Below are 18,512 nucleotides of genomic sequence, written 5' to 3'. Positions count from 1 at the left end.
GCACATTAATGTTTCACTTAAAAAGTTTGATGCGTATGCTTAAACACAACCTTGGCTACCCGCGTATGGGAGCACACCGCCAGCTCAAAAAATCCTGTGAGCAGTACTGGCAGGGCCGCATTGGCCGTACAGAATTATTCGTGACCGCCAAAAGGCTGCAGGAAGAGCACTGGCTGCTGCAGCAACAGGCAGGAATGGACCTCATTCCCTGTAACGATTTCAGTTTTTATGATCATGTGCTGGATATGAGCCTGCTGCTGGGCGCTGTGCCAGACCGCTATGCCCCCGTGGTTACAGACATTCCGGGCAATGCGGAAATTGACCTTTGTTTTGCCATGGCAAGGGGCTACCAGCAGCACGGGCTGGATATTACCGCCATGGAAATGACCAAGTGGTTTGACACCAACTACCATTACATTGTGCCGGAGTTCACGGCCAACCAGCAGTTCCGCCTGCTTTCCAACAAGGTGTTCAACGCCTTTGACGCCGCCCGCCATTGCCTGGGAACTATTCCCAAACCCGTGCTGATAGGGCCTGTTTCTTATCTTTTGCTGGGCAAGGAAAAGGGCAGCGGTTTTCACCGTATCAGCCTGCTGGAAAGGTTGCTGCCGGTATATATAGCGGCCTTGAAAAAGCTGCAGGAAGCCGGCGCAGTATGGGTGCAGCTGGACGAGCCCTTTCTGGCCATGGACCTCAGCGAAGCGGAAGCAGCGGCTTTCCGCCGTGCCTACGCGGAAATTGCCCGGCAATGCAAAGGCCTCAAACTGATGGTGGCCACTTATTTTGAAGGGCTGCGGGATAATGTGGCGCTGGCCGCCAACCTGCCGGTGTGTTGCCTCCATGTAGACCTCACCCGCGCCCCGCAGCAACTGGAGGAAGTACTGCGGGCGCTGCCACCTAAAACGTCTCTTTCCCTGGGCGTGGTAGACGGAAGAAACATCTGGAAGAATGACTACGAACTATCGCTGTCGTACATACGAAAAGCGGTGGAGGCACTGGGGGAGGACCGGGTGATGATTGCGCCGGGCTGCTCATTGCTGCATTCCCCGGCAGACCTTTCTCTTGAAACAGCGCTGGATGGGGAGATCAGGTCATGGATGGCATTTGCGAAGCAGAAGCTGCAGGAGGTGTATGAGCTGAACGAGATCCATGCCGGCAATACCGCCCTGCTGGAAGCGAACAGGCAGGCCCTTGCACGGCGGCGGGCGTCTGACAGGGTGCACGTAGCGGCGGTAAAGGCGCGTACGCAAGCCATTACAGATGCTGACGCCCGCCGGCACAGCCCCTTTCCTGAAAGGCAACAGGTGCAGGCAGCGCGGCTGAAATTACCCCTGTTCCCCACCACTACCATCGGCTCATTTCCGCAAACAGACGAAGTGCGCCAATTGCGGGCACAGCTCCGGAAAGGCGCTATTACGGCCGAACAGTACAATGCGGCCATTGAAGAGGTAACGCTTGCCGCCATCCGCTGGCAGGAAGAAATTGGCCTGGATGTACTGGTGCATGGCGAGTTTGAGCGGAATGACATGGTGGAGTATTTCGGAGAGATGCTGAACGGTTTTGTTTTTACACGAAACGGATGGGTGCAGAGTTATGGCAGCCGCTGTGTGAAACCGCCGGTAATATACGGAGATGTTAGCCGGCCTGCAGACATGACCGTGCGGTGGACGAAGTATGCGCAGGCACAGACGCGCCTCCCCATGAAGGCCATGCTCACCGGGCCGGTCACCATTTTGCAATGGTCTTTTGTGCGGGATGATCAGCCCCGTTCCGAAACCACTTACCAGATCGCACTGGCCATCCGGGACGAGGTGCAGGCGCTGGAGCAGGCAGGCATCGGCATCATACAGATAGATGAACCGGCCGTGCGCGAAGGGCTGCCGCTCCGCAAATCAGAGCAGGAGGCATACCTGCACTGGGCCATCAGGGCATTCCGGGTAGCAGCCGCAGGGGTGAAAGACGAAACGCAGATACACACGCACATGTGTTACAGCGAATTTAATGACATCATAGCTCATATTGCCGCCATGGACGCAGATGTGATCACCATTGAAACGTCTCGCTCGCAGATGGAGCTGCTGGAGGCTTTTGCGGGTTTCAGCTATCCCAACGAGATAGGGCCGGGCGTGTATGATATTCACTCTCCCCGTGTGCCAACGGTAGCGGAAATGACGGCATTGCTGCAAAGAGCGGCAGAGCTGCTGCCGGTACGTAACCTTTGGGTGAACCCTGACTGCGGATTGAAAACCAGGAAGTGGCCGGAAACAAAAGCAGCTTTGGAGAACATGGTGGCTGCGGCCAGGGAAGCGAGGCTTGGAATAGGAGTAGATGTAACGGTATAGGCCGGGTTATACAAAAGGGGCTGACCGTTATTTTGGTCAGCCCCTTTGTTTATAGATAGTTATTTTTTCTCTAATGCGCGCCATACAATGGCTGCTGCAACACCGCCCACAATGGGGGCCACAATGAACAGCCACAGCTGCTGCAACGCCTTGCCGCCTGCAAACAGCGCCGGCCCGAAGCTGCGGGCAGGGTTTACGGAAGTACCCGTGATGGGGATGCACACCATGTGGATCAGCACCAGCGTAATACCAATGGCCAGGCCGGCCATGGTACCATTTCCCCATTTAGAGGTAGTACCGAAGATGACAAAGAGAAAAAGGAAGGTAAATATGGCCTCTGCCAGGAAAGCGGAGGTAAGGTTATAACCACCGCCATACCCTTCGCCCCAGCCGTTGGAGCCCAGGGCATATTCTCCCAATGCCCAGTCCGGGTGACCTGACTGGAGCAGATAAAGCACTCCCGCGGCAATAGTAGCGCCAATGAACTGGGCAATAATATACCCCAGCGCCTCATTGGCCTTGATCTTTCCTGCGGTGAGCATGGCAACAGTAATGGCGGGGTTGATGTGGCAACCCGTGATGCCGCCGATGGCATAAGCCATGGCCACCACAGACAGGCCAAAGGCGAAAGAGATGCCCAGCAGCCCAAGGCCTGCCGGCCCGCTTGCGTTAACGCCGGCTACCACAGCGGCTCCGCAGCCAAACAATACCAAAGAGAAAGTACCTACCATTTCGGCGAAGTACTTTGTTGAAGATTTGATTTCCATGTAGATCGAGGTTTGGTTGCACAATAAACAACAATAAACCGGGAAATGTTTACAAAACCCCGAATAAGTAGGTGGCTTTTGGCAACATACTTGTGGTGACATTGGCACACCAAAGCCATTATCTTATGAAACAGCCCCCCTTTTTTTCATGCACCCTGGCATGCTGCGTTTTGCTGCTGGCCGCGTGCAATAACGCCCGCCAGCGGTCTGCCGCACAAACAGACAGTACGGTGATGACAAACGCAGCGGCAGACTCCCTGCCGGGACCATACGCAACAGATACCGTGAAAAATTTCAGCAAGGTGATTGGCTGGCCGGAAGGCAAAACGCCCCTGGCGCCAGCCGGCTTTGTGGTAACAAAGTTTGCGGACAGCCTGGAAAACCCGCGTTGGTTATACGTGCTGCCAAACGGAGATGTGCTGGTGGCGGAAGCAAAAAAGAGCCAGGGGCTGCTTAAAAAGGCCGGTGAGGTGATCAGCGGCAAAGCCAAATCAGAAAGCGGCGGTGGCAGTGCAGACAGGATCACCCTGTTGCGGGACGCCGACGGTGACGGGCGTGCGGAAGTGCGGGAAGTATTCCTCAAAGACCTTCATTCCAACTTCGGCATGCTGGTACTGGGCAATCAATTCTACGTGGCCAATACGGATGCCTTGCTGGTGTTTCCTTACCAGCAGGGTAAAAAGCCCTCCGGCAAGGGCAAACAGATACTGGCATTGCCCGCAGGCGGTTACAACAACCACTGGACGAGGAACATTATTGCCAGCAACGATGGCTCAAAAATATATGTGAGTGTTGGCTCCGGCAGTAATGTAGCTGAAAATGGTATGGAAAATGAAGCCCGCAGGGCTTGTATTATTGAAATAAATCCTGACGGCAGCGGCGAACGTATTTTTGCCTCCGGCCTCCGTAACCCTGTAGGCATGGATTGGGCGCCTGGTACGCAAACGCTGTATACCGTGGTTAACGAGCGGGACAACCTGGGAGATGATTTGGTGCCCGACTACCTGACCGCCGTGAAAGACAGCGGCTTCTATGGCTGGCCATGGTACTACTGGGGCCAATATGAAGATCCGCGCCTCACCAACCCGGATTCAACGATGAAAGCACGTTCCATTACGCCAGACCTTTCTCTTGGCTCACACACAGCTTCACTGGGCCTGGTGTTTTACGATCAGCAAAGCTTTCCTGAAAAGTACCACAACGGCGCCTTTATAGGCCAGCGCGGCTCCTGGAACCGCTCTTCACTGGCGGGTTACAAAGTGGTATTTGTGCCGTTTGCAGAAGGCCGGCCCGGCCAGCCGGAAGACTTCCTGACCGGTTTTATTGCAGATGCCGCCCGCAGTGAAGTATACGGCAGGCCTGTGGGGCTGGCGGTATTGCCCGGCGGCGCTTTATTGGTAGCGGATGATGCAGCCAATACAATATGGCAGGTGCGAAAGGAATAACAGGTGTAATCGGCCACAAAAGGGCCGGAAGCGATGGAGATCGCTTCCGGCCTTTGTTTTTATGCAGCGGCAAAACCGCCGTTCCGTTTAATCAAGCTGTATCTCAAACTGGTCATAGTCAGCTGTTCTCCATGCAAACTGCTGCGTGGTAGGAGAAATGGCAAACAGCGGCGAAAAGGTTCTCACCTTTACCGTGTTGTTGGCCGTGAACTCCAGTATGCGCAGCCAGCCGTCTCCACCATTTCCGAACCAGCCGCCGCCCAGCGCCTGGGCGTTGAACACCATCTGGTGCACTTTTTTGCCTGCGGCGTTCAGATCTGTCCGGAAGGCAATATGTGCACGGGCATCGTCCGGCGCACCAATGTGGCCGCCAAACACCATCCGTATATTCTTTGATGGCTTGATCAGCTTTTCAAAAATGGCCGCGCCGTAGTTGCGGTCTTTCAGCAGGTATTTTTCGCTGACAATATGCTCATTTTTGGCGTTGAGGTAAGAGTGGGTCAGCACTATCACAAAATGATCTTTATACTTCGGCTGGTTCACTACGCCGGCGGCCCAGGTGAGCACCGTGTCACGGGGCGCAAACTCCAGGTTGAGCACCAGCATTTTTTTGCCGTGAGGAGAGGTGAATTCAAACGCTGCGTTTTCCAATGTGGGAATGCCCTGGCCGTTCAGTGTTACTTCACGCAGCATTTTTTGCGTGAGAAAGTTCTTGTCTACCGGAAAATATTCATTGTAGCGGGTGATGCGTATCTCCGCGCTTTTGTAGCCATAGTCGTGGTTACCGGTGGCGGCTATGTACGGCACTTTCCCGTCAAGGTGGCTGAATGCGCGGGCTACCGCTTCCCACTGGTTTTTGCTGGGCTGGTTGCCCACCTTGCCGTCAGGGTTGATGAACTCGTTTTGTTCCACCAGGTCGCCGGTACAAAGTACCAGCTTTATTTTCAGGGAGTCTATGCTTTCCGCCACCCATTGCGTCATCAACTCAAACAAGGGCTGGTTGCGGCTGAACTTGTTGTAGGTCTGCGGGTCGGGCACCAGTATCATAGACCAGGAGTCTGGCCGGCTCAGGGCCGGGGCCGTGTATTTTTGCTGGGCGGTTGCCGAAAGCGCCAGCAGGGTGGCGCATAGCAGCAGCGCGGGGCGCAGCCTGCGCGTGAAAAGCTGTAGTATCATGGAAAGTGGATTAAGTTCATTTTTTTAGCGGGAGAAAGTTAGCAGCAATTTTACAGGCATGCAACAGGTAGGCGGTTTTTTGTGATCAATGGCGGGAAAAGAACATGAAAGCCGTACTTTCAACCTGTAAAAACATTCCTGTCATGCTCGATATTCCTTTTTATATACCCTTCACATTCATGCTCACCACCTTTGCGGCATTGTTTTTCTTTTACCGGGCGGGGCAAAGTGCCGCGGTACTGTACATTCTGCTGCTATGGCTGGCGCTGCAAGGCATTCTGGCGCGCAGCGGCTTCTATACGGTAACGGATACACGCCCGCCAAGGTTTCTGCTGCTGGTGCTGCCACTGGTGCTGGGCATTCTCCTTATTTTTCTCACCAGGGGCGGCAGGGCATGGATGAACGGGCTGGATTACCAGCGGCTTACCTGGCTGCACGTGGTGCGCGTACCTGTGGAGCTGGTGCTGTTCTGGCTGTATGGCCAGCAACTGGTACCGGCGCTCATTACTTTTGAAGGCCGCAACTTTGACATTCTGAGCGGGCTTACAGCCCCCTTTATTGCCTGGTATGGTTATATGCGCCCACGGCTGCCCAGGGGGATGCTCATAGGCTGGAACCTTTTCTGCATGGCCCTGCTGCTCAATGTAGTCATACATGCCATACTCTCGGCGCCTACGCCCATCCAGCAGCTGGCATTTGACCAGCCCAACCGGGCGGTATTGTACTTCCCTTTTGTGTGGCTGCCGGGCTGCATTGTACCACTGGTACTTTTCAGCCACCTGGCCGCCATCAGGGCGCTGATCAAAAAAAATGAGCTACCAGAACACGGTATATAAGGCCGTCAGAATGCCAATGATGATCACGGAGCCCACAATAAAGCCGGGAGATGTGCGGAACATGGAGGTGTCTATTTCTATAATGGGCTTTTCAGGCGCCTTGTAGGGTTTGGACAGGCTGATCACGATCATCAGCAGAATGAGCAGGCCGAAGGTGATGCTCATCCTGTCAAGGAATGGAAAATCAGGGAAGGCGCCGCCCGTCCACGCAGGTAAAAATTTCAGCACCGTAGAAATAGGGATGGTGAGCAGGGCCGCTGTCATGGCGGCGCCAGCGGTGGTGCGCTTCCAGAAGAAGCCCATCAGGAAAATGGCCAGCACCCCGGGAGAAATAAAGCCTACATATTCCTGTATGAACTGGTAGGCCTGATCTAGCGAGCGCAGCGCGGGCGTTACAATGGCTGCAAGCAGCATGGCAATGATCACGGCCCAGCGCCCGGTGAGCACCTGCTGCCGTTCTGTAGCGTTTTTATTGAAGTACTTCTTGTAAATGTCCAGCGAAAAAATGGTGGAAATGCTGTTGGCCTTGCCTGCCAGGGAGGCCACAATAGCGGCTGTGAGCGCTGCAAACGCCACGCCTTTGAGGCCTGGGGGCAGCAGGTTCATGAGGGTGGGGTAGGCATGGTCTGGCTTCAGCACGCCGTTGGCGTCACGCATTTCCTGTGCAAACAGGCCGTTCTTGTGCAGTACGAACATCACAATACCCGGCAACACGGCAATAACAGGCACCAGCAATTTGAGGAAGGCGGCAAACAAGATGCCCTTCCGCGCCGTTTTCAGGTCTGCGCCCAATGCACGCTGTGTAATATACTGGTTGCAGCCCCAATAGGCCAGGTTATTGATCCACATACCGCCTACCAGTACCGAAAGCCCCGGCAGGTCTTTATAGTAAGGATTGCTTTTGTCGAATATCATGTGGAAATGTGAAGGGGCTTCCTTCCGCAATACAGACAGCCCTTTCAGGATGTTGCCGCCAAACCCGAAATGGTCTGCCAGCAGCGACAGGGCCAGGTAAGTGGTTACCAATCCTCCCACTATCAGCACCAGCACCTGTATCACATCTGTATAGCCTATCACCTTCATGCCGCCCAGCGTTACGATCACGGAAAATATGCTGAGGCCAGCAATACACCATTCAAAGGAAATGGTAGAGATGGAAGCAATGGCCAGCGCACCGAGATAGATGATGGAGGTCAGGTTCACGAACACGTACACCAGCAGCCAGAACACGGCCATAACGGTGCTCACCTTGTCGTTATACCGCTTGGCCAGGAACTGGGGCATGGTGAAGATGCGGTTCTTCAGGTACAGCGGAATAAAAAATACCGCCACAATAATAAGCGTGGCGGCGGCCATCCATTCATAGGTGGAAATGGCCAGGCCCAGCGCAAAGCCGGAACCAGACATGCCGATAAAGTGCTCCGCGGAAATGTTGGAAGCTATCAGGGATGCGCCAATGGCCCACCAGGTAAGAGAGCCTTCGGCCAGGAAAAATTCGCTGGCACTGGCGGAGGCATTTCTTTTTTTATGGTATACATAGTACCCGTAGGCTGCAACGGCAATAAAGTATATAAAGAATACGATGTAATCCGCAGCTTGCAGTTTATTCATACGCAGTGGAATCAGTTAGCCTGGCTGGTAAAGATCAGAATTTCAGGGTACGGGGAAGGTATTTGGCCACCAGGTCTTCATAATACGGCCGCAACTGCTTCCAGTCCGGGGGCACCGGGCATTTTGAATAAAGGTCGTAAGGATTGAAGAGCTTTACCCATTTGAGCATTTCACGGTCGTGGTCATCCAGCAGGTAGTCATAGCTTCCCTCCCGGTGCCAGGAGTAGAAGGAGTGGTACCGCAGCATGTAGAGGGCCGGTTCCGGCAAATGGTCTTTCATCATCTGGTACACATACTCATCGTGCCCCCATGACATGTTCACATTGCGCAGCCCGCAGTTTTTGCTGTAAACGCCCAGCTGGGTTTGAAATTTGGGGTTAGCAAAGTCAGGATTATGATGGAAAAACTCAGGGTATACTATTTTATCGGAATAGGCGCAGCCTACGGGGAAGGTGTCTCCCACCACAGCCCACTGCGGTTCGCCAAAGAGGCAAAGTACCTTGCCCATGTCATGTACCAGGCCTACCAGCACCATCCAGTCAGGATGCCCGTCTGTACGGATGGCCTCTGCGGTTTGCAGCAGATGCTGAAACTGGTCCAGGTCGGTATCAGGGTCAGAATCATCTACCAGCTGGTTCAGGAAGTCGAACGCTTCCCATACCGGCATTTCTTTTTTATCAAAAGAAAGATAGGCGGCCCTTTTTTCCTGCACAAAATCATACGTCTGGTAAGTGTGGTTCAGGCGGTAAAACTCTTTCACCGTATCCCTTTCCGGGGATTCATAATTGCGGAACTCCGCCTCCGTTTTCTCTTTGGCAATGGTGCCCGGCTCAGGGTAACGCTGCAATACGGCATCTTCCCATTCATCGAGACTGTTCAGCGGGTTAATCTCTTTGGCGGTGAAATCGTTTTGTCGGGTGTTCATGACGCGAGAATTTACGGTGAGGTACTTCCCTAAATATCAGGTTTTTTGCAGATTCTTTCCAGAATAACAGTAGTTTTATTTACGAAACCGTTTTCGTCTTTTCCATGAAGCATGTCACTATCAGGGCGCTGGCCCGGGAGCTGAATTTATCTGTTTCCACAATATCCAAGGCGTTGCGGGACAGTTATGAAATAAGCGCTGAAACAAAGCAGCGGGTGCTGGCATTGGCGGCCACGCTTAACTATACGCCTAACCCTTACGCCAGCAGCCTGCGGGGCAAAAAAAGCCGCACCATAGGCGTGGTGGTGCCGGAGGTGGCGGACAGTTTCTTTTCACTGGCCATCAACGGTATAGAATCTGTGATGAAAGCGATGGGTTACCACGTATTGATCTGCCTCACCCATGAACAGTTTGACAATGAAAGGCTGATTTTGAAGGAGTTCCAAAGCGGGCGGGTAGACGGGGTGCTGCTGTCCGTATCCCGCGAAACGCTTTCCGGAGAGCACATCCGCGACCTGGCGGCGCAAGACGTACCGGTAGTATTTTTTGACCGCGTGCTGGATGAAGTACAGGCTGCCCGTATTGTAACCAACGATTTTGAAAGCGGCTATGCCGCCACGGCCCACCTGGTAGAGAACGGCTGCCGCGAAATTGTATACCTGGGCATTTCCGAAAGCCTTTCTATCAGCAACCGCCGCATGGAGGGCTACCGCCAGGCGCTGGCAGACCACCGGCTCACATGCCGCGCCGGCAACGTAGTGGCCTGCACCAACGATGCCGCTGAAAACTACAAGACCGTAAAAAAAATGCTGCAGCGCAAAGCCTCCCGGCCAGACGGTATTGTGGCCTCTGTGGAAAAGCTGACCACCACGGTATACCAGGCCTGTAACGACCTGCGGCTGCGTATTCCTGCAGATGTAAAGGTGGTATGTTTCTCCAACCTTGAAATTGCCACCATCCTCCATCCCTCCCTGACCACCATTACCCAGCCTGCATTTGAGATGGGGCGGGCGGCCGCCAGCCTGTTACTGAAAGCAATAAAAGGGAATAACGTGATGAGCGCTGAAATGGTGATCCCTTCCGTGCTGATACCCCGCGGCAGCAGCTTGCGGTGAAAATAACTATTCAAATACCTGGTTGGCCAATGTGGGCCATATAGCCGGCAGGCTTATTCTGGGGCCGCGGCAAAGGTAAAGGCCGATGTTGTTCTCTTCTTTTATAGCGTAGGGGTGGCGAATGGTAGCTACAAGCTCCGCGTGTTCGAACACTTTGTTCACCGTTTCTTTACTGTTGCCGATGCTGATGGCAATGCGCCCGCTTTTGCGGCCCGGTCCCCACAGCCAGAAGCTGCCATGGCGGCACAGCGGCTCCTTTCCGCCCAATATCTTGATGGCGCCAGCTTCCCCGTAATTGCTTGCCCATAGTACGCACTCCGCCTGCTCATCCGCAGAAAGCGTGGCGTAGAGGCTGTCTACCAGCCGTACCTGCTCTTCCCATCCGAACATATCCGCATAGTCACTGGTAAGCTGGTAGTGGCCTTCGGCATCAGGCTGCTTTTGTTTGTATTCAATGAAGGTTTTTATGGGCAGTATGGGGATGGCGTCAGGCACAAACGGTACCACTGGCAGCAGCAGGAACGCAGCTACCGCGTAGTTCCAGGCCGGCCGCCGCGCAAGCCACTGTTCTGCCTGTACGGCGCCTGCGGCAAAAAGTACGGGATAGGCCGCAAAAAAGTAATAGCCTTTGCTGTTTAATAACCACAACATAAAAAAGATAAACAGCACAGCCACTGCAGCGCTTCTGTATTTACGCAGACGTTGGTGGAAGAAGAGGGCGAAGAGCCCCACCAGGCTCAATAACAGCGTAAACGGAAGCTGCAGCTGGTCACGGGCAAAAGTATTGGGAGCAGACAGCTCATCCAGCCGCTTCACATGCAGCGCCAGCGGAAAGTTGTGCTGCCATTGCCAGATGAGGTTGGGCAGTACGATGAGTAATGCCAGTCCTCCCGCTATGTACAGCCATTTGCTGCTGAACGTGCTGCCGTGCCGGTGAAACAGCAGGCCGGTAAGCGCTCCCCCTGCCCACAGCAGCATCGTGTATTTGTTCATCACCCCCAGCCCTGCCGCAAGGCCCAGCCAAAGCAGGTACCTCGGCTCCCCGGTGTTGATGTAGCGGAGGAGGAAAAAGAACCCCAGCGTCCAGAAGAACTGGTCAAAAGCCACCGGCTGAAACAGCAGATGATTGCGGTAGTAAGGCAGAAAAGCCAGTATGCTGATACCCGCCACGAACACGGCCATTTTTTTACCGCCCATGTCCACGGCCATGCGGCAGCATAACCAGAGTATGCCCAGCCCCGCCAGCGTGGCAAATATGCGCATGCCGGAGAGGTCATAACCGAAAAGCAGGTGAGAAAACCGGCCCGCAAATGCAATGAAAGGCGGGAACTCCATGTAACCCGCGGCCAGGTGCTCACCCGCGGAGAGATGCAGCAACTCATCCCGGTGAAAGCCATAGTTGGCGTTGCCTGCCAGGTGTACGGCCAGTTTCACCAGCAGCAGGGGTATGATAACAGGCAGATATTTTTTCAAAGCGTGGCGTGTTAAAGAACATTTAATTAAATATATAAAAAGCGGTTAATTTCACAATATGAATGGTTCGTTTTTTTCTTTGCTGCTTTGTTTGATAACTGTTTGCAGCTATGCGCAACAGGAAATACCGCTGACCGTACTGCCTTCAGGGCACGTGCAGGTCAGGGCTTCTGTAGACGGGGTAGCGGGCAATTTTATACTGGACACCGGCGCCGGCCTCACCGTATTCACCAAAACTTTTTTTGACAAGTTGCGCCATGCAAAGTTGCAGGACGGCGGGTATACAGCGTTCCGCGCCACCGGCGAGCGTGTTGATGCAGACCTCTATACCGTGCCGGACATGGTGCTGGGCAGCCTTAAAAAGGCGGAAGAAACAGTAAGTTATCTCGATTTTAACCTGGGCGGGCTGGATGGTATCCTTTCCCTGAAACTGCTGGAAACGCAGCCTTTTACAATGGATTTTGACCGGCAGGTGCTGCGGTTTGAAACACCCAGGCAACTGGCCGCCCTGCGCAAAACCGGAACAGTGGTGCCGCTGCAGATAGAGCAGTCCAGGGGCCGTGCGCTGGACATATTCGCGTTCTTTTCCGTGAACGATACCCTTACCCTGCAACTGGCGCTTGACAGCGGAGCGGGTAAGGACGTATATAAGTTCAATGCAAAATACATGCAGCGCCTGGGCATTGATGCTACAGATACGGTAAAGGTGAAGCGGCGGGCCAAAAAGAGCGAGATCAACCCTGCATTTGTTTCTCACACCTATTACACACCTGTAAAAAAGCTGGCTGCCGCAGAAAGCGCTGGTGTGAGTGTATCCGGTATTCCTGCGCAGTTTGTGGACGGGCTTATTTATGACGGTATCATCTGGATCAACTGGATGGGCTCAAAGATCACCATCAATATATCGGCCGCTGAAATGGTGGTACAGCGGAAATAGTTTTGTCTTCGATACAGTACATGGTCCTCTTTTGGCCGTATCAGATTTTTCTGGATGGCCCACCGGAGTCGGGCGTGATTTAATTTGCGATTGCATTTAAAAGCATTTTTATTATGAGCAAAGCAAAATTTTATCATGCAGGTTGCCCGGTATGTGTAACCGCTGAGCAGGAAATCATTTCATTGATCGGTAAAGACAATGTAGAAGTGGTTCATCTTGGAAGTGACAAAGGCAGGATAGCAGAGGCGGAAGCATCTGGGGTAAAGTCAGTTCCCGCACTGGTGGCGCCTTCCGGCAATGTGCTGCATATTAATTACGGCGCCGGTATTAACGATCTGAAATAGAAAACAGGCCATCCTCCGGGTGGAGCGGGCGTACCCAAACCGGTATGCCCGTTTTTATTTTTTAACAGTAGCGCCTATCACCCTGATGCCTTCTTCCAGCTCTGCCGGTGTGAGAGAAGCGTAGCCCAGCCGCAGTGCGTTGAGCGGCTTGCCGTCAAACGAAAAACGTTCTGTGGGAATAACGGACACGCCTTTTTTCAACAGTTTTTGTTGCAATTCTTCGGTGTTGACGGGGCGGTTGAAGGTAACCCAGTATGCCAGGCCACCTTCGGGCTGCTGGTAACTGGCCTGGCGGGAGAGGTAAGTGTTGAGGTACAGGTCCATCAGCTCACGCCTTTCCGCATAAATACCGAAGGCCCTTTTGGCATGGCGGTGAATAGCTCCTTCTTCCATCAGCTCCGCCACAGCCAGTTCCATAATAGTATCTCCCTGGCGGTCAATAATAGAGCGCAGCTGCGCCAGCGAATCAATGAATGCATTGGGGCCGGTGATGTAGCCTATTCTTACCGCAGGGGCCACCAGCTTGCTCAGCGAGCTGATGTAGATAACGTTCTGCGCATGTTCCATACTGGCCAGCGGCAGCATGCTTTTGGCCTCAAAGTGGAACTCGTGGTCATAATCGTCTTCAATAATGGCAAAGCCGTAGCGGTTAGACAGTTCAATCAGCTTCAACCTGCGCTCCACCTTCATGCTTACGGCAGTGGGGAACTGGTGATGAGGCGTAACATATACGGCCTTTATGCGGCGGTTTCTGCAAAGCTGTTCCAGCGCGTCTGTTACCATGCCCTTGTCATCTACCGGTATGGGCACCATTTTGGCGCCAGCTTTCCCGAATATCTGCCAGGCATGCAGGTAGCCGGGGCATTCCATGGCCACCGTGTCACCTTTGGCAATAAGGGTATGTGCGGCCAGGTACAACGCCATCTGGCTGCCGCGGGTAATGCAGATGTTGTGAGGCCCCACGTTCATGCCTCTTTTATGCGCCAGCATGGCAGCCAGCGCCGCGCGCAGCCGCTCTTCGCCCTTTTCATGCCCATACCCCAGCATGCACCAGCGGGCTTTTTGCTGGAATATACGTTTGTAGGCCCTTGACAGTTCCTCCATGGGCGCCAGGCGTACATCCGGCAAGCCATCGTTAAAAGTGATGAGATTGGCCATTACAGGGCCCTGCAGCGGCTGAATGGCATGTTGATTAAACTCGAACCGGTAGCCCGTTTCAGGCGACTTGTCCTTAAACCGCGGCAGCTCCGCTGAAACAAAAGTGCCGCTTTTACCGGTTGTTTCCAGCCAGCCTTCGGCAATCAGCGCTTCATAGGCCAGCACCACCGTTTTGCGGTTCACGCCAATATCTGCCGCCAATACGCGGCTGCCGGGCAAAGGAGTGCCGGGCCGCAACCGGCCCTTTTTTATTTCGGTTACTATACCGTCCGCTATCTGCTGGTAAACGGCCCGCTCGTGCCCGAAATCAATAGCTAGAATGGTGTTCCATGGTCTTAACATCTGGCCCATCTATTTAACTGAAAACTGGATTATCCAGGTCATCCAAATTTACACAAATTTTGCATTGTCAAACACGCAATTATTTCTTCACAGTAAATACAATTTGAACATGGAACAGTTAAAAGAAAAAGAGCAGGCGCAGTTTTCCTCTAAAGACTTTCATCAAACTTTTGCCCGCCCCAAGTACGTGAAACCCGGCAAGCTGATTCACCGAAATGTGGAGCAGGCCGGGGAGCACAACCAGTTTTCAACGGAGCGCAAGCACCCGGTATTTTTTGTAGACCTGCCCACCAAGAACGTAAGCATGACCATTGGCGGTCTGCTCCCCGGCCAGTTGACCAACCGCCACCGGCATACTTATGAAACCGTGCTGTATGTCATAGAAGGCGCGGGGTATACAGAAATAGAGGGGGAGAAAGTAGAATGGCAGGCGGGAGACGCAGTCTACATTCCAAGCTGGGCCTGGCACAGGCATCAGAACCTGAGCAACACGGAGCCAGCCAAGTACATTGCCTGCGAAAATGCGCCGCAGTTGCAGAACCTGGGCGTGGCATTAAGGGAAGAAGAAGGCCGCGACCTTTAATTACAACCCTACGGCGGGCCGCTTCAGCCTGCCGTGTTTTTAGCGAATCAACAAACCATCAACATGCATCAGAAAAATATTTTGCAGGGCATTATTGCCTATCCCATTACTCCCTTTGACAGGCAGGAACGTGTTAACCTGTCTTTATTCAAGCTGCTGGTAGAGCGGCTGGTGCTCTCCGGCGCTCACGGCCTGGCCCCGCTGGGTAGCACCGGCGTGTTGCCTTATCTCACGGATGAAGAGAAGGAAGCTGTAGCGGAAGCCGCTATTCAACAGGTGAACCGGCGCGTACCGGTGGTAGTAGGCGTGTCTAACCTGACCACAGAGCGTACCATATATCATGCGCGGTTTGCGGAGAAAGCCGGCGCGGATGCGGTAATGGTGATACCGATGAGCTACTGGAAACTGACGGAAGATGAAATTTTTACCCACTACAGTAAGGTGGCGGAAAGTATTTCCATCCCCATCATGGCCTACAACAATCCCGCTACGGGCGGTATAGACATGTCTGCCGCACTGCTGAAAAAACTGCTGCAGATCCCTAATGTGACCATGATCAAGGAAAGCACCGGTGATGTGCAGCGCATGCACTACCTGCGGAGGGAGCTGGGCGAAGCCGTGGCTTTTTACAACGGCTCCAACCCCCTGGCCCTCTGTGCATTTGCAGCAGGGGCAAAGGGTTGGTGTACGGCGGCTTCCAACCTGGCGCCTGATAGCGTACTGGAGCTTTACAATGCCGTGCAGGCCAATGACCTGGCAGCGGCAAGAGCGGTTTTTGACCGCCTGTTTGCGCTGCTGCAATTTATAGTGGCCAAAGGTTTACCGCGAACCATCAAGGCAGGGCTGAAAATACAGGGCGTGGAAAGCGGGTACCTGCGCAGTCCGCTGCAGCCGCTGGCAGAGGCAGATTACCGGCAGCTGGAGAGCATATTGCTGGGCGTGCGTTGAAACAGGATGGCGTACATTGGCCATATCACTGTTTTAAAATTACTGAAGATGGAATACAGACAATTGGGCGCATCCGGCTTGCAGGTGCCGGTATTGAGCTTTGGCACCGCTACTTTCGGGGGCGGCACGGAGTTTTTCAAGGCCTGGGGCAGCACCCAGGCAGAAGAGGCAAAACGGCTGATCGGTATTTGCATGGACGCCGGCATCAATTTTTTTGATACGGCGGATATTTATTCAGACGGGTTGGCGGAAGAAGTGTTGGGCAAGGCCATTGCTGGCCTCCAGCGGGACAAGATCATTCTTTCCACCAAGAGCACCTTTACTTTCGGAGAGGCCCCCAACAACCAGGGCTCTTCCCGGTTTCACATCCTGCGGCAGATAGAAGGCAGCCTGAAGCGGCTGGGCACGGATTATATTGATGTGTACCACATGCATGGCTTTGACGGCAATACGCCCGTGGAAGAAACCCTGCATACGCTGGAACACCTGGTGCAGAGCGGCAAGGTGCGCTACATTGCCGCCTCCAACTTTTCAGGATGGCACCTTATGAAATCGCTGGGCATATCTGAGAAATACGGCTGGAGCCGTTATGTGGCACACCAGGTGTACTATTCCCTGGCCAACAGGGAATACGAATGGGAACTGATGCCCCTGGCGCTTGACCAGAAGGTAGGCGGCATCATCTGGTCACCGCTGGCAGCCGGGCGCCTGGGCGGGAAATACCGGCGTAACCAGCCGCTTCCGCAGGAGGGGCGCGTTGCGCAGGGCGGCAGCCCCGTACCGGATATGGTGGTGAAGGAAGATGTGTTCTACAACATTATTGATACGCTAGACGAGATTGCACAGGAAACCGGCAAAACAATGGCCCAGGTGGCGCTCAACTGGCTACTGCAACGCCCTACCGTGTCAAGCATCATTATCGGCGCCAGAAATGAAGAGCAGCTGAAACAGAATCTTGGCGCGGTGGGCTGGCAGCTCACCGTAGACCAGGTGAAGCGGCTGGATGCGGCCAGCGAGATACCGCCCATCTACCCTTACTGGCACCAGCGGCAGAACCTGACGCTGAACCCGCCACCGGTATTTTACTAACTAGGAGGCCCTGCCGGATAAGGTGGGGCCTTTTTTTGCCTGAATAATGCCTGGTACACAGATCGACCTCTGTTGCATGCCCGTAGCATGGAACGTGATAGTCTCAAAAGTTGTCGCTTTCATTTCGTAACCACGCCTGAGCGTATGTATTTATCGATCATATAGTCGGTGATGGGCTTCAACCGGTGGCCGAAGTTCACAGGATGCATTCCCCCTGATGTATAGAACTCAATTTTTCCATCAATTTTGGAATACCATACCTTGCCCTTGGCCTGATAGGTTATGGTGTCAGGTATAGTTATCTTCCTGAAGTTTTTCAACTTCACTGTATCTAACGCTATAATCAATGTATTGGGTATTTTCTGGTTACAAGCTATAGGCTCGTAATGATCTTCCATCCAGTACATGCAACCGCCATTGACATGCGACGGGTGGTTTTTATCTTTCCACCACCAAATGCCACCTGTTCCCAGCACCAGCGACAACACAACGGCCGCCGTTAGTCTTTTCGTGGATTTCCCTTTTACTTTGTCTTGCCCGTTGGCCTCCAGCATTTTAGTCTCCACGTTTGAGTGTCCGCCACCGGCCGGAATTTCAGGAATTATCGGATTTTTTACCGGATTGTCGGGCGCGTTCGTTATGCCTCCCACCACGCCACCTCTTACGACACCCTCATCTATATCGTCATTTATGCTGCCGGAGTACGTTTTCCCGATTTCCCAGGGTCTGCCGGGAAAATCAATTAAAAAGGCCAGAAGTTCTATATTCTTCGGATCTGTACTTTCAGACTTCTTTTTCAGAAAGTTTACCAGCGGCCTGAACTTATCCGTTTCGCAGCGTTGAATGATAGCGAGAGCAGTTTTTGATTCATTCAAGTCTCCACAGAAGTCTCTAATGGCCTTTTCGTCCCGCTTGCTTACACCTTTTTCACATCTCATCACACACTCATCTTTAAGCTTAGCGGGCGTAAGGTGCTTCAAACCGTGGGGCAGAGTGTTATTTATCTTCTTTTGTTCATAGGCTTGCAAGACTAGTTGCTCGTAATCAATAAAAAGCGTTGCCATAAGGGAAATTATAAAGTTGAATAATCGGAATTAGCCCCGTATTTCTGGAATTAAGTAAGGAATATCGGGAATTACCAGAATTATTGGAATTGTTTGTAAATCAGTCTGTTACCTCACTTTATTTTTGTTTCGTAATCGGCCGGCGCCTCCATAGCTAAGAGGCATTTCTGTACAGGGCCAATTCACCAGGCAAAGAAACCGGAAGCCGATAAACGGCTTGGGAAGCGATTAGAGGCTTCCGCGATCTGCGCCTACACTTCCCAAAACAAGTAAGAAGCGCTTCTTCACGCACACACTGACACCGCTGCCGGATGCCCCGGCAACCGGCAGCCTCATTACTCACATTTAAAAATTAAA

Annotated in this window: 16 protein-coding genes; 9 read left to right on the top strand and 7 right to left on the bottom strand. The window is 53.3% G+C overall.

Translation table 11 applies throughout. The features are described from left to right. The first annotated feature begins 35 nt into the window (after nt 1–35). Nucleotides 36–2,342 carry a 5-methyltetrahydropteroyltriglutamate--homocysteine S-methyltransferase gene (metE, locus tag ABDW36_RS01790; RefSeq protein ID WP_343700166.1) on the top strand — a complete coding sequence of 769 codons (2,307 nt, stop codon included), beginning with the start codon at nt 36–38 and terminating at the stop codon, nt 2,340–2,342. Between the two features lie 59 nt (nt 2,343–2,401). Here metE and aqpZ read toward each other — a convergent pair whose 3' ends face one another. Further along, nucleotides 2,402–3,109: an aquaporin Z gene (gene aqpZ, locus ABDW36_RS01785; RefSeq protein ID WP_343700165.1), complete on the bottom strand. Its 708-nt coding sequence runs from the start codon at nt 3,107–3,109 to the stop codon at nt 2,402–2,404. A 125-nt stretch (nt 3,110–3,234) separates the two neighbouring features. Here aqpZ and ABDW36_RS01780 point away from each other — a divergent pair, with 125 nt between their 5' ends. After that, nucleotides 3,235–4,554: a sorbosone dehydrogenase family protein gene (locus ABDW36_RS01780; RefSeq protein WP_343700164.1), complete on the top strand. Its 1,320-nt coding sequence runs from the start codon at nt 3,235–3,237 to the stop codon at nt 4,552–4,554. A gap of 87 nt (nt 4,555–4,641) precedes the next feature. On the opposite strand, the gene ABDW36_RS01775 is transcribed toward ABDW36_RS01780, so the two are convergent. Continuing rightward, nucleotides 4,642–5,730 carry a metallophosphoesterase gene (locus ABDW36_RS01775; RefSeq protein ID WP_343700163.1) on the bottom strand — a complete coding sequence of 363 codons (1,089 nt, stop codon included), beginning with the start codon at nt 5,728–5,730 and terminating at the stop codon, nt 4,642–4,644. A gap of 143 nt (nt 5,731–5,873) precedes the next feature. On the opposite strand from ABDW36_RS01775, the gene ABDW36_RS01770 reads away from it, so the two are divergent. Then, entirely contained in the window at nt 5,874–6,566 is a 693-nt protein-coding gene (locus tag ABDW36_RS01770; RefSeq protein WP_343700162.1) for a hypothetical protein, read from the top strand. Here the strand turns inward: ABDW36_RS01770 and ABDW36_RS01765 are convergent. Continuing rightward, on the bottom strand, nt 6,546–8,177 hold the full coding sequence (locus ABDW36_RS01765) for a sodium/sugar symporter (RefSeq protein ID WP_343700161.1): 1,632 nt from the start codon (nt 8,175–8,177) through the stop codon (nt 6,546–6,548). The genes ABDW36_RS01770 and ABDW36_RS01765 overlap by 21 nt on opposite strands. A gap of 34 nt (nt 8,178–8,211) precedes the next feature. Beyond that, nucleotides 8,212–9,102, bottom strand: a complete 891-nt coding sequence (locus tag ABDW36_RS01760; RefSeq protein WP_343700160.1) for an inositol oxygenase family protein — start codon at nt 9,100–9,102, stop codon at nt 8,212–8,214. 104 nt (nt 9,103–9,206) lie between these two features. On the opposite strand from ABDW36_RS01760, the gene ABDW36_RS01755 reads away from it, so the two are divergent. Continuing rightward, the gene (locus ABDW36_RS01755) at nt 9,207–10,217 is read left to right on the top strand and encodes a LacI family DNA-binding transcriptional regulator (protein WP_343700159.1); all 1,011 of its coding nucleotides are present in this window, start codon (nt 9,207–9,209) and stop codon (nt 10,215–10,217) included. 6 nt (nt 10,218–10,223) lie between these two features. Here the strand turns inward: ABDW36_RS01755 and ABDW36_RS01750 are convergent, their stop codons facing one another. Continuing rightward, nucleotides 10,224–11,690 (bottom strand): glycosyltransferase family 39 protein, encoded by a 1,467-nt coding sequence (locus ABDW36_RS01750; RefSeq protein ID WP_343700158.1) that lies wholly within the window; start codon nt 11,688–11,690, stop codon nt 10,224–10,226. Between the two features lie 58 nt (nt 11,691–11,748). On the opposite strand from ABDW36_RS01750, the gene ABDW36_RS01745 reads away from it, so the two are divergent. Further along, the gene (locus ABDW36_RS01745; protein ID WP_343700157.1) at nt 11,749–12,627 is read left to right on the top strand and encodes a retropepsin-like aspartic protease; all 879 of its coding nucleotides are present in this window, start codon (nt 11,749–11,751) and stop codon (nt 12,625–12,627) included. 113 nt (nt 12,628–12,740) lie between these two features. Continuing rightward, nucleotides 12,741–12,971, top strand: a complete 231-nt coding sequence (locus tag ABDW36_RS01740) for a thioredoxin family protein (protein ID WP_343700156.1) — start codon at nt 12,741–12,743, stop codon at nt 12,969–12,971. Nucleotides 12,972–13,025: 54 nt separating this feature from the next. Here ABDW36_RS01740 and ABDW36_RS01735 read toward each other — a convergent pair whose 3' ends face one another. After that, on the bottom strand, nt 13,026–14,471 hold the full coding sequence (locus ABDW36_RS01735) for a PLP-dependent aminotransferase family protein (RefSeq protein ID WP_343700155.1): 1,446 nt from the start codon (nt 14,469–14,471) through the stop codon (nt 13,026–13,028). A 109-nt stretch (nt 14,472–14,580) separates the two neighbouring features. Between ABDW36_RS01735 and ABDW36_RS01730 the strand changes: the two genes are divergently transcribed. The 3 genes from ABDW36_RS01730 to ABDW36_RS01720 all read left to right on the top strand — a co-directional run bounded on the left by ABDW36_RS01730 (nt 14,581) and on the right by ABDW36_RS01720 (nt 17,091). Beyond that, nucleotides 14,581–15,054 (top strand): cupin domain-containing protein, encoded by a 474-nt coding sequence (locus ABDW36_RS01730; RefSeq protein ID WP_343700154.1) that lies wholly within the window; start codon nt 14,581–14,583, stop codon nt 15,052–15,054. A 63-nt stretch (nt 15,055–15,117) separates the two neighbouring features. Continuing rightward, on the top strand, nt 15,118–16,002 hold the full coding sequence (locus ABDW36_RS01725; protein WP_343700153.1) for a dihydrodipicolinate synthase family protein: 885 nt from the start codon (nt 15,118–15,120) through the stop codon (nt 16,000–16,002). 48 nt (nt 16,003–16,050) lie between these two features. Further along, the gene (locus ABDW36_RS01720; RefSeq protein WP_343700152.1) at nt 16,051–17,091 is read left to right on the top strand and encodes an aldo/keto reductase; all 1,041 of its coding nucleotides are present in this window, start codon (nt 16,051–16,053) and stop codon (nt 17,089–17,091) included. A gap of 119 nt (nt 17,092–17,210) precedes the next feature. On the opposite strand, the gene ABDW36_RS01715 is transcribed toward ABDW36_RS01720, so the two are convergent. Further along, complete coding sequence (locus ABDW36_RS01715; protein WP_343700151.1) at nt 17,211–18,155, bottom strand: hypothetical protein; 945 nt, start codon at nt 18,153–18,155, stop codon at nt 17,211–17,213. Nucleotides 18,156–18,512 lie beyond the last annotated feature (357 nt).

It is taken from the genome of Chitinophaga sp. (assembly GCF_039596455.1).
Classification (GTDB): domain Bacteria; phylum Bacteroidota; class Bacteroidia; order Chitinophagales; family Chitinophagaceae; genus Chitinophaga.
This window is presented reverse-complemented; position numbering and strand designations above follow the sequence as displayed.

Bases quoted from the DNA above. Each gene is read 5' to 3' on its own strand.
- metE (WP_343700166.1), top strand. From the start codon at position 36: ATGCTTAAACACAACCTTGGCTACCCGCGTATGGGAGCACACCGCCAG.
- aqpZ (WP_343700165.1), bottom strand. From the start codon at position 3,109: ATGGAAATCAAATCTTCAACAAAGTACTTCGCCGAAATGGTAGGTACT.
- ABDW36_RS01780 (WP_343700164.1), top strand. From the start codon at position 3,235: ATGAAACAGCCCCCCTTTTTTTCATGCACCCTGGCATGCTGCGTTTTG.
- ABDW36_RS01775 (WP_343700163.1), bottom strand. From the start codon at position 5,730: ATGATACTACAGCTTTTCACGCGCAGGCTGCGCCCCGCGCTGCTGCTA.
- ABDW36_RS01770 (WP_343700162.1), top strand. From the start codon at position 5,874: ATGCTCGATATTCCTTTTTATATACCCTTCACATTCATGCTCACCACC.
- ABDW36_RS01765 (WP_343700161.1), bottom strand. From the start codon at position 8,177: ATGAATAAACTGCAAGCTGCGGATTACATCGTATTCTTTATATACTTT.
- ABDW36_RS01760 (WP_343700160.1), bottom strand. From the start codon at position 9,102: ATGAACACCCGACAAAACGATTTCACCGCCAAAGAGATTAACCCGCTG.
- ABDW36_RS01755 (WP_343700159.1), top strand. From the start codon at position 9,207: ATGAAGCATGTCACTATCAGGGCGCTGGCCCGGGAGCTGAATTTATCT.
- ABDW36_RS01745 (WP_343700157.1), top strand. From the start codon at position 11,749: ATGAATGGTTCGTTTTTTTCTTTGCTGCTTTGTTTGATAACTGTTTGC.
- ABDW36_RS01740 (WP_343700156.1), top strand. From the start codon at position 12,741: ATGAGCAAAGCAAAATTTTATCATGCAGGTTGCCCGGTATGTGTAACC.
- ABDW36_RS01735 (WP_343700155.1), bottom strand. From the start codon at position 14,471: ATGTTAAGACCATGGAACACCATTCTAGCTATTGATTTCGGGCACGAG.
- ABDW36_RS01730 (WP_343700154.1), top strand. From the start codon at position 14,581: ATGGAACAGTTAAAAGAAAAAGAGCAGGCGCAGTTTTCCTCTAAAGAC.
- ABDW36_RS01725 (WP_343700153.1), top strand. From the start codon at position 15,118: ATGCATCAGAAAAATATTTTGCAGGGCATTATTGCCTATCCCATTACT.
- ABDW36_RS01720 (WP_343700152.1), top strand. From the start codon at position 16,051: ATGGAATACAGACAATTGGGCGCATCCGGCTTGCAGGTGCCGGTATTG.
- ABDW36_RS01715 (WP_343700151.1), bottom strand. From the start codon at position 18,155: ATGGCAACGCTTTTTATTGATTACGAGCAACTAGTCTTGCAAGCCTAT.